Origin of the sequence: Sulfitobacter sp. TBRI5 (assembly GCF_051013555.1) — a bacterium.
GTDB lineage: Bacteria > Pseudomonadota > Alphaproteobacteria > Rhodobacterales > Rhodobacteraceae > JL08.
Genome location: NZ_CP112884.1, coordinates 2192960 through 2207293, shown reverse-complemented (window position 1 = coordinate 2207293; position 14334 = coordinate 2192960). Strand labels below are relative to the sequence as shown.

General features: G+C 57.4%; 16 protein-coding genes. 7 read left to right on the top strand and 9 right to left on the bottom strand.

Features of this window, described 5'->3' with window-relative positions; genetic code table 11:
• Positions 1-79: 79 nt before the first annotated feature.
• The 8 genes from OLX72_RS11075 to OLX72_RS11040 all read right to left on the bottom strand — a co-directional run bounded on the left by OLX72_RS11075 (position 80) and on the right by OLX72_RS11040 (position 7542).
• A complete protein-coding gene (locus OLX72_RS11075) occupies positions 80-781 on the bottom strand; it encodes a hypothetical protein (RefSeq protein ID WP_433988653.1) in 702 nt (233 codons plus the stop codon).
• Positions 774-1088: a hypothetical protein gene (locus OLX72_RS11070; RefSeq protein ID WP_433988652.1), complete on the bottom strand. Its 315-nt coding sequence runs from the start codon at positions 1086-1088 to the stop codon at positions 774-776. The genes OLX72_RS11075 and OLX72_RS11070 overlap by 8 nt, the downstream gene beginning before the upstream one ends.
• Positions 1089-1140: 52 nt before the next feature.
• Positions 1141-2373 (bottom strand): hypothetical protein, encoded by a 1233-nt coding sequence (locus OLX72_RS11065; RefSeq protein ID WP_433988651.1) that lies wholly within the window; start codon positions 2371-2373, stop codon positions 1141-1143.
• 238 nt (positions 2374-2611) lie between these two features.
• Positions 2612-2857, bottom strand: coding sequence for a helix-turn-helix transcriptional regulator (locus OLX72_RS11060; RefSeq protein ID WP_433988650.1), 246 nt, complete (start codon positions 2855-2857; stop codon positions 2612-2614).
• Positions 2858-3073: 216 nt separating this feature from the next.
• Positions 3074-4210 carry a tyrosine-type recombinase/integrase gene (locus OLX72_RS11055; RefSeq protein ID WP_433988649.1) on the bottom strand — a complete coding sequence of 379 codons (1137 nt, stop codon included), beginning with the start codon at positions 4208-4210 and terminating at the stop codon, positions 3074-3076.
• A gap of 384 nt (positions 4211-4594) precedes the next feature.
• The gene (locus OLX72_RS11050; RefSeq protein ID WP_433988648.1) at positions 4595-6148 is read right to left on the bottom strand and encodes a phytoene desaturase family protein; all 1554 of its coding nucleotides are present in this window, start codon (positions 6146-6148) and stop codon (positions 4595-4597) included.
• Positions 6141-6446 (bottom strand): 2TM domain-containing protein, encoded by a 306-nt coding sequence (locus OLX72_RS11045; protein WP_205388975.1) that lies wholly within the window; start codon positions 6444-6446, stop codon positions 6141-6143. The genes OLX72_RS11050 and OLX72_RS11045 overlap by 8 nt, the downstream gene beginning before the upstream one ends.
• 259 nt (positions 6447-6705) lie before the next feature.
• The gene (locus tag OLX72_RS11040; RefSeq protein ID WP_114871169.1) at positions 6706-7542 is read right to left on the bottom strand and encodes a nitroreductase family protein; all 837 of its coding nucleotides are present in this window, start codon (positions 7540-7542) and stop codon (positions 6706-6708) included.
• Between the two features lie 138 nt (positions 7543-7680).
• Between OLX72_RS11040 and OLX72_RS11035 the strand changes: the two genes are divergently transcribed.
• From OLX72_RS11035 to OLX72_RS11005, 7 genes are read left to right on the top strand one after another with little or no spacing between them, the layout of a single operon-like run.
• Positions 7681-8403, top strand: a complete 723-nt coding sequence (locus OLX72_RS11035; RefSeq protein ID WP_433988647.1) for a succinate dehydrogenase/fumarate reductase iron-sulfur subunit — start codon at positions 7681-7683, stop codon at positions 8401-8403.
• Positions 8403-8735, top strand: coding sequence for a succinate dehydrogenase (locus tag OLX72_RS11030; protein WP_114871171.1), 333 nt, complete (start codon positions 8403-8405; stop codon positions 8733-8735). The genes OLX72_RS11035 and OLX72_RS11030 overlap by 1 nt, the downstream gene beginning before the upstream one ends.
• The gene (gene sdhC, locus OLX72_RS11025; RefSeq protein WP_114871172.1) at positions 8732-9073 is read left to right on the top strand and encodes a succinate dehydrogenase, cytochrome b556 subunit; all 342 of its coding nucleotides are present in this window, start codon (positions 8732-8734) and stop codon (positions 9071-9073) included. Before OLX72_RS11030 ends, sdhC begins: the two co-directional genes overlap by 4 nt.
• 3 nt (positions 9074-9076) lie before the next feature.
• Positions 9077-10840, top strand: coding sequence for an L-aspartate oxidase (locus OLX72_RS11020; RefSeq protein WP_114871173.1), 1764 nt, complete (start codon positions 9077-9079; stop codon positions 10838-10840).
• Positions 10837-11793, top strand: a complete 957-nt coding sequence (locus OLX72_RS11015; RefSeq protein WP_114871174.1) for a fumarate hydratase — start codon at positions 10837-10839, stop codon at positions 11791-11793. Before OLX72_RS11020 ends, OLX72_RS11015 begins: the two co-directional genes overlap by 4 nt.
• Before the next feature lie 19 nt (positions 11794-11812).
• Positions 11813-13030, top strand: coding sequence for a CaiB/BaiF CoA transferase family protein (locus OLX72_RS11010; protein ID WP_114871175.1), 1218 nt, complete (start codon positions 11813-11815; stop codon positions 13028-13030).
• On the top strand, positions 13027-13695 hold the full coding sequence (locus tag OLX72_RS11005) for a fumarate hydratase C-terminal domain-containing protein (RefSeq protein ID WP_114871176.1): 669 nt from the start codon (positions 13027-13029) through the stop codon (positions 13693-13695). Before OLX72_RS11010 ends, OLX72_RS11005 begins: the two co-directional genes overlap by 4 nt.
• Here the strand turns inward: OLX72_RS11005 and OLX72_RS11000 are convergent.
• The gene (locus tag OLX72_RS11000; protein ID WP_114871177.1) at positions 13692-14309 is read right to left on the bottom strand and encodes a glutathione S-transferase family protein; all 618 of its coding nucleotides are present in this window, start codon (positions 14307-14309) and stop codon (positions 13692-13694) included. The genes OLX72_RS11005 and OLX72_RS11000 overlap by 4 nt on opposite strands.
• Between the last annotated feature and the right edge of the window lie 25 nt (positions 14310-14334).

The window sequence follows — 14334 nt, the reverse complement described above, 5'->3', positions numbered from 1 at the left end:
ATGCGATGGTGAGGTATCCATTTACCACCTTGCATCCGAGGGCCGTCAGCATCACCGCTGGCGGTTTCTCTATTTCAATTCACAGTTTTTCGGGCCTGTCAGCGCCCTTGGGGGTGGCACACATCGGCGATCCACCCCTGCGCGCATCCCGCATGATCTGGGATCGGACACACGAGCTTTTGTCCGACAAATCCGCGAGGAACGTCGTCACGCATCCGTAGCCGTACAATGCGGCCACAGCCGCCAGAGGCCCGTCAGACGCGCGTCTGATCGATGACAGCAGACTGGCAGCCTCATCGATCCCCAGCGCGTCACGCACGGCTGCCACACGGGCCTCGGCAGCTGCGCGGCGCTCGCTATTGCCACGGGTCAGTCCGCTCAACTGGGCACGCTGTGCCATCTGGACCGTTGCGGCCCGTGCCTTGGCGGCGCTCAACTGGGCGACCGCCTCGGACGGCTCGGGTTGACCGTGGAGCCACTTGGTTTGCGCCAACTCGACACGGTCCAAGACGGCTGCAAAATCACCCTCATCCGCCCAATATTTGAACGTCGCGATGGCCTCATAACACTCCAGATAAAAATGGACGGCTGGATGGTCGTGCATGCGCAAGCCGTCGCGATCATCAGGGTCCAGACCCAGCGCGCTGATGTCGTTCCGGGCCTCACGTGCCATCGACGTCAGGGTGATGATCACGTCGCCTGCTAACGCATCCGCAATCGGGGACGTCCCCGCATACCACGCGGCATCCATTTCCGGGACTATGCGCCGGAGATCATCCATGTTGATGCCACACGCGCTCGATGTGTTTGCGCAGCGCTGCCCAGCAGTCCGGGCACATGCAGCGCCCTTCCAGCAGTTTGCGCTGACGATGCTCTGTCTGCCCGAGGCTCAGAGTGATTGGGTGCTTGATGCCTCTGGCGGGCACCGTGTGCAGCGCCTTTGACCTGCCGCACATGACGTGCCCGCCAAACACGAGGTGCATTTCATAGGTGCGCATCGGGTGCGGGTTGTCGCGTCCGTCATCAAGGATCAGGGTGTGCGTCTCGCCATTGCCGATGCCGTGACACATTGGGATTGGGTTGTTCATGTTTCTCATCCTGTAAATTGGGGACGCGCCTGTCCGACGCGCCCCGAGTGCCTCAGTCGTTGTCGTCGAGCGCTTTGCGCGCCTGCATGCGGTTATGGATATCGAGCCAATCCCAACCGACACCTGTCAGGGGATCGCTGATCGGCTGTCCGTTCAGAACCGCTGCGGGAAGTTCGAAAGGCTCGGGTTCAAAACCATCAACCTCGTCCGCACTGATGGACATTGCCTCTTCAAGCTCGGCAACCTGCTTTGCGATTTCGGACAGCTTGGCGTCGAACTGTCCGCGCATGGCTTCCATCTCTTCATCGCCAATGGCGTCGTGCAGCCGTTGTGTCTCACGGCGCTCATATGAACGGACGGTTTCATAAACACGGCTTTTCAGTGTCGGGTCGAAATACGGCGAGAAATCTGCCTCAATCGCATCTATCAAAACTTGAGGGTTCAACGTGGCGAGAGCGTCGATTTCACTTTGCTCCCGACCCCAACGCGCACGCCAAGCTGCGGCCCTTTTGTCCGTGGCCTTGATGGGTGTGCTGGGTATGTCGTGTTCGACACATTGCTCGTAACTCAGAGCGGTCGGTAAGGTAATGACCTCCTGTTCCATCAACCCGATCTCGCGCATCAGGTGCAGTTTCCATCCGACAGCCTTTGGCATCGCAAAGCCGCTTGGATCGAAGTCGGAACAATAGCTGATGACGGCGGGTTTGCCGTGGTCGTCAATCATCTTGGCCATTTCGTAAATCAGCCCGTCCGAACCATCCCCTGTGAAGATGAAAACAGCGGCACCAAACTTGTCGGCAAGGTGGGTAAAAATGGGTTCGAGTGAACTTTTCTCCCCAACCAGAATCAATGTGTACGGTTGCGCCATCAGGTGCAGCGGTGTGTCAGTTTCCCTGTAAACCCTGATTTGCGGCTCAAGTTCGTCCGCGTCTGGTATTGAGATATCAAGCGCCGCAGACACCGACACATGATGTCCTGCAGGTGGCCTGATCAGCGGCGAAGCGTGCCGCTGATCCCGCATACAATCGAACGGGATGTATCCGAGCCATTTTGACGCTTTGATCGCATCGTTGAGCCAGTTCGCATCCGCGTCAGTGTTCCGATATGTCTGGCCATTGGTTTTTTTTACTTCGAGTGTCATCAAACCATAGTGAGCGCCGCGCGAATGCAGTGTGTCCAGCAACGGCAAACCAGCCGCTGTATACCTTTCGTTCGCACCTTTCAGAGCAATATCCATATTGGCGCGGAACCAAGAGCCATCGCGATGCGCCGCCTTGGTGTCCAAACGGATCGGATCGCGTTTCGGGGATTGCGCGCAAAGTTCGTCGAACGAAAGGCCAGTTTCTTCGCGGCGTTCGCGTAATACTTCGCCAAGTGTCTTCATAGTGTCATTTCCTTTTCGGGAGAAATGCACTAAAAAGCTGAGTTGTTAGGTTCGTGCTTTTTAGTGCGGATGATTGGGAAGGTCGGCGCGGTTCAGTTCGCGTCGGCTTTTTCTTTCGCCTTTACCGGGACGAATTCGTTCATACCCGTGCCAGATTGGCGTTCAAGATCGGGTCAGTGGACGGGTCGCCGCTATCACGCAGCTTAACCCGTGATGCGATCCACGCGTCAATTTCATGTTCTAGGAACCCACGGGTTTTTGGCGTCATCTGGACGGCGCGCGGAAACAAACCCTGACGGCTCATTTCGTTGACGGATGTGATGGAAAGGCCGACTTTTTGGGCGGCAAGTTTTGGGCGCAGGATGCGCAAATTTTTGGATGTCATTGTTTCCTCCACGACAATCCCGAACAAAAATAAAACCACCCGCGACCGTCGCGAACGGAGTTGTTTGTTTGTTTGATTGCCGCAGAGGAATTTAACCCTACGGGTTGTGACGAATCACAACATTCCTTGGTTCATTAAGTTCCGCAAAGGTTAGACGTAACCTCAGCGGATAGTGGGCGAATCGTCGCCCACACCTACATATTGTGCCATATGGGATCAGAGCGCAAGTATGGAATCTATTTTGTCGCCAAGTGCCTGATATGCCTCCCGCATTTCGTCCAGATAGTCATAGCGATCATATACGGCAGCCATGCGTCCCGCCCCCGTCAGCGCGTGCGACATACACCGTTCGGATATTTCGGGACGCACCCCAGCCCGTCCCATCAGAGTGCGGCTGGTGCGGCGCAGGTCATGCCAAGACCAGCCACTGGTGCCGGACAGTTCGTGTAACCGCTTCAGGGTGCGGTCGAAATTGTTGGACAGGGGTTTACCTGCGGCTGTCGCATAGATGTGTCCAGCGGTCACGCCACGCTTTTGCAGTATCTCGGCAAGCTGTGTGCTGATCGGGTGCGCCTCGACTTTGTGACCTCTGCCACGCACCTTGAAGATGCGAACCTGCCAGACGCCCGCATCGAAATCGATGTGTTCGACCGCAGCGGCACAAAGCTCGCCACTGCGGCGCATCGAATAGATCAATCCAAGACAGTAGTCGCGCCACAATGGCGTGAGCTTGCTGGATGCGTGGATGACGGCGCGCAGCTCGGTATCGGACAGGACGCGCTCTCGGCTGACCTCTGGCACAAGTTCGTCCAGTTTCCCGTTCGGGATCGGGTGACCTGCATCGGCCCAGCGCAGCACGGTGGACAGGTAGCGACAGGCGCGCTTGGCGGCGACATTGTTGTCGCGACGGACAGGGGCAAGCATTGCCTGCTCGGACAGTTTGGCCAGCGGTGTCGCGGGGTCATAACGATACGCGATGGCGGCGCGTTCCTCGTGCCAGCTTGACAGGTTTTTGCCAGCGTCGGCCTCATACCTGTCCAGCAGCTCTGCCAATGTCCTGCGGTCCTGAGTGGCCAGCACCTTTGTGCCAGTCGCGCCGTTAACCTTGGCGCGGTCGGCCTCGGCGATCAGGATGCCCGCGGCACGGCGCGCATCGGACAGGCTGGTGGACGGATATGTGCCAAGGGTGACCTTGCCAGCCTTGCGGCTCTCAAGCCGGAATGTCCGAACGCCGTTGGACGTAACCCGCAGGCGCAGACCTGCCACGCCATCGACGCTGAAATCGCTGCGGGTCTGACCTGGTTTGACCTTCGCGGAGCGGACCTGTGCGTCGGTGCTGATGATGTTTGTCATTGTTCGTTCCTTGCTTCGGGGGTGCGCTGGGGGTGCACCCCTGCTTTGTTGCAAGGCATATATGGGGCATATGGAGTACTTTATGCAAGAGGTCACTTGCAAAAAAGCCAACAAATTAAAGCGTATGGAACATATGGGTGAGTTGTCGGGGGTGCGAGGTGACGCATGGCATGCAGGAGGTCAGCGGTTCGATCCCGCTAGGCTCCACCAATTTCCCCCAACTGTTACGCGACGGGCAGAATATAATGCTCTGGCATAGGGTTTTCCTGTTCGAACACTGTCGCGCTCAAGACCAGAGCTCCGAATGGCGACTGCGCGGCGTTCATGACCGGCTGTATTGAGGTTTTTCGGTCACCTGCCCCAATAAGGTCCAAGTCCGGCAGATCAGCGTCTTACCTGTTTGAAAATTCTTGGATCAACGCTGGCAGCACAAAGTATCCCGCCCCAAAGAGCGCCTTGAATACCCTGACTGACCACGTCTTGCCCGGAGAGATATAGCCCTTTGATCGGGGTCTTGGCATTGAGCGCATCGCTCAGTACGCGTTCTGGCGTTCCGTCAAGCCCATAGAAACGGCCTTCGTGGTGGCCGGTAATCGACGCCGTCGCCAAAGGCGTCGAAAGCTCACGAAAGACGACAAGTTCCGCCAGATCGGGAAAACTCTTCTTGAACAGCGCGAACATTTTGTCCTCGACCCGTTGTTTCATGGCTTTGTACTCTGCGCCGCGTGCACCCGAAGGAAGGCCCGCCCATCGGGCGACACTGTTCCAATCGGCCCAGACGACCATTTCGCCCGCATATTTTTGCTTGGGGCCGGGATCGTGGCTTGGGTCTTTCAGGGACGCAAACGAGACAAAAAAGCCGGGCGGATCGCCTTCCGGCGCATCTGTCCACATCACGTCTACCTCTCCTGTCGGATAGATCCAGTGGTTAGACCGTGTGGCTCCGGCCTCTTTCACGTCACCCTCAAAACCCAAAAACAGGTTGAAGTGGGCAATCGAGGCTGGCAGCGCCTGAATTTTGCCGATCCAGTCTTCGGGTCCGAAGCCTGCAGGCAGTAAATGATTGACCGTTTCGCGCGCACCGATGTTGGATATGACGACATCCGAACGGATTTCCTCTCCCTCGGATGTGCGCACCCCGACGACCCCGTTTTTTTCGACCAGCAGCTTGTCAACCTTCACACCCGCGCGGGCTTCTCCACCTGCTTGCGTGATCGTAGGTACCAGATGCTCAGCAAAAGCCTTGCCGCCACCCACAGGATACCATGCACCGCTTTCCAGAAAAGAACCGCAAACCAGCGCATGCATGGCAAAACTTGCCTTTTTTGGGCGGCCTCCGTGGTCCCCCCATTGCGCGGTAAAAGCAGCGGCCAGATTTTTGTTTTGCGTGATACTGTCGACCACCTCCTGGGTTGTGCGGGCACACCATTTGTTAATGGCCCGATGGTTCCACCACTCAATCATGTGGCCAACAAAGTCAGGCATGGCGCGGGTTGACGCGATCGAGTACATGACTTCCCGCCCTGCGCGCAGCGCGGCAGTCCAGGCTTCGATCGCTTCGGCCTCGTCGGGAAAGCGATCCTTCAGGTCGCGCTCCTGTGCCTCATAGGGGCGTGACAGCGCTAAGGGCGCGGTATCCGCAAGATGCAGGTTGTCATAAACCGCCCCCATGGGTTCGAATTCCATGGGGGTGTGCGACAGCCAGTCGATAAATGCCCGTTCCCGGTCGCCGGGCGCGACACAGCCGAGATAATGAATCCCGACATCCCAGGAAAATCCCTCGCGCGAAAAGCTGTGCGTCAGTCCGCCCAGTGTCTTGTACTGCTCCAAAAGCAAGACCTTGTGGCCCATTTTGGCTAGTGCGGCGGCCGCGGTCATACCGCCCATGCCGGACCCGATAACAATCGCATCCCAAGTCTGTGTTTTTTCATCACCCATAGTGGTTACCCTCCGAATTGTATTCGGGACGTGCCCAAATCCGTTTCAATCCTGCTTCCGACAGCGGCGAAAAGTCTTGGGAAAGCGAGAACCACGAGAGTATGAGATGACCTGCAAAGCCCCAAAGCAGCATTGACCAGCGGCCAAAAACGGAACTGAAAGTGGTCGCGAAACTGACAACGGCAAGAAACAAATTGACCGACACGTAACGCCCCGAGTGAATATCGAAGCACATCATGGCTTCAAAGCGCTTGTTGGCTGATCGAAATGCTTCGAGGTTCTCCATCGCCTTTCTCAATCAGGATTGCTTGATCTTTCTAGTCTAACACACTGACGGGGCCGCCCTATTGAGCGAGGTCAAACTCTCGTGATTGTTCATGTGTTCTTTGCGGATATGAAGCACCGGCAAGCCAAGGAGACACCTCCGGGTTCGGCTGTTCGAACCCATGAAATGAACCGGGCGTCGCGGATAGAGCCATGTTTCGACCAATTGAAAACACGGTATTCCTGACTGCGCGGACCCCTGAATCGGATCGTTCCCCGCCATGCGGTTGCTGTCACTCCAGCTTGAACCCTTTGCTTCGTATGAAAGCGCCGAAATCTTCCCGCTCGGGTTTGGCATACTGACGGGTTTTGCCGTCGGACCAGACATAGGGGTCTGAATGACCAAAGGTTGCCGTGTCGCGCTGCGAAACCTTTTTACCGGGCTGGGCGCGCAAAGCGTCATATGCGTCCAATGCCTGCGTAATCCCGCTTTCGTCAAACCTGTCCCAATGCACCGTCACCGACAGCGGCAGGCGCGGGCTGATCCGGCCATGGGTTTCGGGGAAACCTACCGCCAGCGCAGCAACCGGAAAAACATGATCGGGCAGCTTCAACAGGTCGCTGACCGCTTGCGCATCGTTTCGGATCGTGCTGATCGGGCAGCATCCCAGTCCCATCGCCTCGGTCGCCGTAACACAGGCGGACAGGGCAATGCCGGCATCCACACTCGCGTTGAATAACGCATCCAGATGATCATTCGCGAACGGGCGGTTCCAGCGCGCATGCAACTGGCGTTGCCGCCGGTTATTGCCACAAAACACCAAAAGCGACGGCGCGCCCGCGATCCAGCTTTGCGCCGCTAGCAATTCCTTGACCGCCGACACCACCGCAGAATCGCGCAAAACGATAATGTCGCGTTGTTGCAGATCACTTTTGGAGGGCGCGGACATTGCAACCGCACACAACATCCGCAGGGTTTCATCCGCAACCGGATCCTTTCGGAACGACCGGCACGATGCGCGTGCCGCCATTTTCGTGATTGTTTCACGCGCCGATCCTGTCAGTTCGTCAAGATCAAGGTCTTCCGCGAACCGCGCGCGCAAGTGAGTTTGCAAATCAGACTGGGTCATGCCTGCCCTTTCCAAGCCAATTCGTAAGACTTTCTTACGCAAAACATAAATACTAATTCCTTTTTGTCAGTTTAACTCTTGCTTATAACCAAGGGTGCCGAACATTCGTAGCGAACCCCAAGGAGGCGGTCTGTGGCAATGCAAAAAACTTACCTGCACGTCACAGTCAGCCGCGGTGATGCGAAAGGCGGCCATAAAGACACGTTCAAGGTACCGGCCCACGACAACCAGACGGTTCTGGATGTTGTGTCATGGATCCAGCAAAACGCCGATCCGACACTCAGCTACCGGTTTGCGTGCCGCGTTGGCATGTGCGGCAGCTGCGCGATGATGGTGAACGGACAGCCACGCTGGACCTGCCGCACCCATGTGAAAAAGGTAACGGAAAACGACAGGGTAGATATCGCCCCCCTGCGCAATCTGCCGGTGATCAAGGATCTGGTCGCCGATATGGACCCGTTCTTTGACAAGTGGATCGCCGCCGAAGGGCTGCACCACCCGACACGCGACAGGTCAGATCCGATCGAACAGATCGATCCCCTAACCCCCGATCGCGTCACGGCCAACGCCGGGATCGAATGTATCAATTGTTCGGTCTGTTACGCGGCCTGTGACACCGTGGCGGGCAACGCGGATTATCTGGGGCCAGCGGCCCTTCAACGGGCGTGGACGCTTTATAACGATGCCAAGGACGCCCAGAAACAGGTGATCCTTGATGCCGTGTCCGGCAATGGCGGCTGTCATAACTGCCATTCCATGGGCAGTTGCACGCATTATTGCCCCAATGATCTTGATCCCATGTCCGCGATAGCGGGGCTGAAACGCGAAACCGCCAGATCTTTTTTCAAAAGGCGAACCTGATGATGGACCTTCGGCTTTATATGGCGCAGCGGATCACCGCGCTGATGATGGCCCCGCTTGTGCTGGGCCATATCGCGGTAATGATCTATGCGGTCCAGGGCGGGCTGAGCGCAGCCGAAATTCTGGGACGCACCCAGGGGTCACTTTTCTGGTTCCTGTTTTATGGCAGTTTTGTTCTGGCCGTATCCATACATGCAGCCATCGGGCTTCGCGTCATTTGCCACGAATGGCTTGGCCTGAAGGCCGGCGCGCTGAATGTCGTGTCGTGGGGGATCGGGCTGGGGCTGTTCGCACTGGGCGCGCGTGCCGTGGTGGCGGTTACATGGCTATGATCCGCCCTGCCCGTGCCCACCCGCTTTGGCTGGCCTTTGTGCTGCACCGTCTTTCCGGGCTGGGGCTGGCCCTGTTCCTGCCGCTGCATTTCTGGGTTCTGTCGCTTGCGCTGACCCAACCCGACCGGCTGGATGCGTTTTTGCAGTTCTCGGACCAGCCCATGGTGAAACTTGCAGAATTCGGTCTGGTGTTCCTGCTGGCTGTTCATATGTTCGGCGGCCTGCGCCTGATGGCACTGGAATGGCTGCCGTGGAGCGGAGCACAGAAAACCTGGGCGGCGGCGGCTGTGGGCATCGCATTCCTGATTTCCGGATCATTCTTTTTGCAGGTGGTGTAGCTAATGACATTCAATCCAAGGATCGAACGGCACGACACCGATATCCTGATTTTGGGAACCGGAGGCGCGGGCCTGTTTGCGGCGCTGCACGCCCATCAAAGCGCGCCGGAAGGCACAAAAATCACCATTGCTGTCAAAGGGCTGATCGGAAAATGCGGCTGCACCCGCATGGTGCAGGGCGGCTATAACGTGGCGCTGGGCGGTGGCGACACGGTAGAGCGTCATTTTATGGATACGATACAGGGCGGCAAATGGCTGCCCGATCAGGATATGGCGTGGCGGCTGTGTGAGCAGGCGGTTGTGCGTATTCGCGAACTGGAAAACGAAATCGGCTGTTTTTTTGATCGCAATCCGGATGGCACGCTGCATCAAAAGGCCTTTGCCGGTCAAACCGCCGATCGCACCGTGCACAAGGGCGATCTGACCGGGATCGAGATTATCAACCGGCTTATGGAACAGGTTCTGTCCCGACCGGTCGAAAAACTGCAGGAACACCGCGCCATTGGCCTGATCCCGACCAGGGATGGCAGCGCGCTGGCGGGCGTTCTGATGATCGACATGCGCACAGGCGGGTTTCGGTTCGTACGCGCGAAAACCGTGTTGATGGCCACAGGCGGCGGCCCGACCATGTACAAATACCACACCCCGTCAGGCGACAAGACGATGGACGGGCTGGCCATGGCGCTGCGTGTCGGACTGCCCCTGCGCGATATGGAAATGGTGCAGTTTCACCCGACCGGCCTTTTGGCCGGCGATCACACCCGCATGACCGGCACCGTGCTGGAAGAAGGCCTGCGCGGCGCGGGCGGGCAATTGATCAATCACAACGGTGCGCGGTTCATGTTTGATTATGACGCCAAGGGCGAACGCGCGACCCGCGATGTTGTAAGCCGCGGCATCTATGCCGAGATGCGCAAGAACAACAATCCGGAACAGGAAGGCGTGTTCATTTCGATGGCGCATCTTGGCCTCGACACTGTGCGTCAGAAATTCAAGGGCATGGTCAAACGCTGCGAAGACAGCGGCTTTGATCTGGCCGCCGGTCTGGTCGAGGTGGTGCCGACGGCGCATTACTTTATGGGGGGTGTCGTCGTTGATGTGGACACCCGCACCGCCATGGAAGGGCTTTATGTCGCAGGCGAGGATGCCGGCGGTGCCCATGGATCAAACCGGCTGGGTGGCAACGGGGTCGCCAATTCGACTGTATATGGCGGAATTGCCGGCGACGTGATGGGTGCCGACATCCGGTCCATGACCGCACTGCGCGAGCCCGACGAAGATGTGCTGGCCGCCGAAATCGAACGGGCCTGTCATCCGCTGACACGCGCACCTGATCTTGTCCTGCCGCTGCGCAAGCAATTGCAAGAGGCCATGTGGGACGATGTTGGCGTGATGCGCACCGCAACCGGCATGGCGCGCGGCTTGGAACGGATCGCAGAAATCTCGGAAAACCTGATGGACGTCGGCGTGGCGGCAGATAATCTTGCCTTCAACCTCACATGGCATGACTGGCTGAATTTGCGGTCACTTTGTGATATATCCACCGTCATCACCAAAGCAGGGCTGGCGCGCGAAAATTCGCGCGGCGCCCACTACCGCGAGGATTTTCCCGATCCCGGCGCGATGGAAGACAGTTATTTCACTGTGGCGACGCAAAATGGCAAGGACATAGACGTGACCCGCAAGCCGGTAGAATTCACCATCGTCCGCCCCGGCGAGACGATATTGCCCGATGATGAACCCGAAACACTGGTGGCTGCCCAATGATCCCCATCGACCTGATCCAGAAAACCGCTGAAACCCTAATGGACAAGGCCGCAATCGAAATCCCGCAGGATTATCTGGACGGGTTGAAAGCTGCCGCAAAAACCGAAGACGGCGATCTGTCATCCTTTGTGCTGCAGGCGATGCTGGAAAACTACAAGGCCGCCAAGGAAGACCGCCGCGCCATGTGCGGTGATACCGGCACACCGCGCTGGTACGTGAAAATGGGCAACGATACCCAGATCGAGGGCGGACCCATCGCGCTTGAGGCTGCGTTGCGCCGTGCGACGGCCAACGCCACCAACGGCGTGCCCCTGCGCCCCAACCGGGTGCATCCGCTTTGGCGCACCGACCACAACAACAACGTCGGCATCGGTGCCCCCGAAATCGAATATGGCTATGAACCCGGCGGCGAATGGATTGATCTGATCACCGTTCACAAGGGCGGATTATTTGGCACGGATTACCGGATGCTGTTTCCCTCGGACGGCATACAGGGGATCAAGCGCTTTTACCTCGACAGTCTGGTCGCCTTTGGCAAACGCGGATTGGCCTGCCAGCCCGCGATTATCGGCATCGGGCTGGGCGGGTGCAAGGACACCTGCATGGTATTGGGCAAGCGCGCCGCCTGTCTGCGCGTCGTCGGAAGCCGCAATGCGGATCCGCGCATCGCCGAATTGGAGGACGAGTTCAAGGAACTGGGCAATTCCATCGGTATGGGCGCGATGGGCTTTGTCGGCAAGAACATGGTGATCGATTGCAACATTGAAGTGGGATACTGCCACACCGGGGGCATGCAGATGTCTGTGCACGCATTTTGCCTGTCATCCCGCCGCGCCGTGGCGCGGGTGTTTGCCGACGGGCGCGTGGAATACCGCACTGACCCCGACTGGTTTACAGATTATCAACGCCGCGAAACGGTCGATTGGGAATCCGCGATGGAGGCGGCGGAATGATCTTGGGACCAACAAAAGAATGAAACAGACAAGACCGCTAGACGGTATCCGTGTTCTGGACCTGACCCACGTTCTTGCTGGTCCGTTTGCGACTGGGCAACTGGCGATGATGGGGGCAGATGTTATACGCGTGGAACGCCCGGCAGGTGACGATTTTGTACGGGCTCACGGTGGAACCGATGCGATGAAAGCCGCTGGTTTGGGTGCGTCTTTCCTAAGCCAGAACGCTGGTAAACGTTCTGTCGTGATTGACCTGAAATCAAAAAAAGGGCGTCAGGTATTCTTTGATCTACTTGTCACAGCGGACGTCATCACTGAAAATTTCCGCCCCGGAGTGGTCGACCGTTTGGGTATAGGGTTTGAACCTTGCACGGCGTTGAAGCCGGATATTATCTACGCCAGCCTGTCCGGCTTCGGCCCAAGCGGACCACTGGCAAACAGGCCTGCCTATGACCATATCCTTCAAGGAATCAGCGGGTTAATGGCGATGACAGGCACGGATCAAAGCGGCCCGATGCGTGTCGGCTTGCCAATTGTAGATTATGTCGCCGGTCAAACACTGATTACAGCGATTCTGGCTGCATTTTTACAAAGGGCGAAGACGCCGGAAACAGCCCAGCATCTTCAAATTTCCATGCTGGATGCAATCACGACAATGATGGGTGCTTACGCGCTTCACCATCAAGCGACAGGCCAGTTGCGCGGGCTGGACGGCAACCGTGCGTTTTCGGATTCACCATTTTCAGGACGGTTTGAAACGTCCAACGGACAACTGGTCATTACCGCAAACAACCCCGCGCAAGCACTGCGTTTATGCAAGGCCATAGATCAGGAAGGGTTGGCAGATGTTTCAGACCCCGCTGATGTGCAACGAGTGCTGCGCGATACCTTGTTGCGGCGCAGCGCCGATCACTGGGAGGATGTTTTGTCAGCCGCCCACGTGCCAGCAGCACGGATCAGGACTCTGGCGGAAATCATGGACCATCCGCAAATGCAAAACTCGCGCGCGTGGGGCGATTTGGCGGTGGCCGAACTGGGGCGCACTTTCAAAGTGCCAAGCCTTGCGTTTACAGCCCCGTGGCAAGTCGAAACACTTGAACCGGCACCAGTGCAAGGCCGCGATACCGTTTCAATTCTTTGCGAACTGGGGTATTCTCCGGATCAAATTGCGACTTTGCATCATGACGCTGTGATTTCCGTGCAAACAACGGTTCCACCCAAAGGAGCGGCTCGATGAAACCCCGTGAAATACGGCTGTCCACCACCCCCACACCCGAAGCCATTGCAGACCTGCGCCTTGGCGACATCGTCTATCTGGACGGGTTGATGTATACTGCGCGTGAAGGCGTTTACATGCGCGCGCTTGAAGATCAGGCCAATATCCCGATGGAACTGCCCTCACAAAGCGCTGCGAATTTCCACTGTTCGCCGGCTGCTCGGATCAATCCGGACGGGTCTTTTGAAATGGGCGCGGTGACCGCCACTGCGTCGTTCCGGTTTGCCAAATGGTTGCCGGAATGGATGGCCAAGACGGGCGCGAAACTGATCATCGGCAAAGGTGGAATGACATCAAAGGACTACAAGGAATACTTTGTCCCCAATGGGGCAATTTATCTGTCTACTGTCGGCTACGGCACCGGCGCGTTGCTGGGGCGTGGTGTTGAAAATGTCGAAGCGGTCCACTGGAACGAAGAACTGGGGCTGGCCCAGGCGATGTGGGTGATAAAATGCAACAAGATGGGCCCTTTTATCGTTGCATCAGACCTGAACGGTGATTGCCTGTTTGAACGCGAAAACGCCAAGATCGCACAGAACCTTGAACGGGTTTACGAGGGTACCAAACCGGCTGTTTTGAAACGCTATGGCGAAACCGACGACAGGTCAGACGAGGTCATCGGCTAAAGCCCGTGTTGTGCCAGTGCAGCCTGCACAGCGGGGCGGGCCCGCATTGCTTTGTTATGCGCGTTAAGTCTGGGGTAATCTGCCAGTTCAACCTGTGATGCCGCCATCCATCTGTGCACCAGAAACAGATAGGGGTCGCACATGGAATACCGCTCTCCCAGCGCCCATGGTCCCTTTATCAGGTGATCTTCGACAAACTGCGCGCCTTCTGCGATGTTGGGTGCAACCTTGGCCTGCATCGCCGCGATCGCAACCGGATCATCGGCCCAGCGCGCAGCGCGGGCCTTGTGTGCAAAGGCCACGTGCAAGGTGGAAGAAATGTAGCTGTTCAACGCCTGCGCCTGCGCAAATGCAAACGTATCGGTCGGGGCCAGTGCGTGTTCCGGATGCGCTTGCGTGAGATACGCCAGAATGGCAGTGTTTTCCGTCAGCACCCCTTGGGGTGTTTGCAACGCAGGCACCCGCCCTTTTGGATTGATCGCCAGATAATCCGGCGTCAGATGCGCCTTGTCCGGTATAGATACGACAACCGTGTCATAGGGCGCACCGATTTCTTCAAGCAGGATATGGGCTGCAAGGGCGGAACTACCTTTCGAAAGATACAAGGTATACATAAGTTTGCTTCCTTTCGGATTGCAC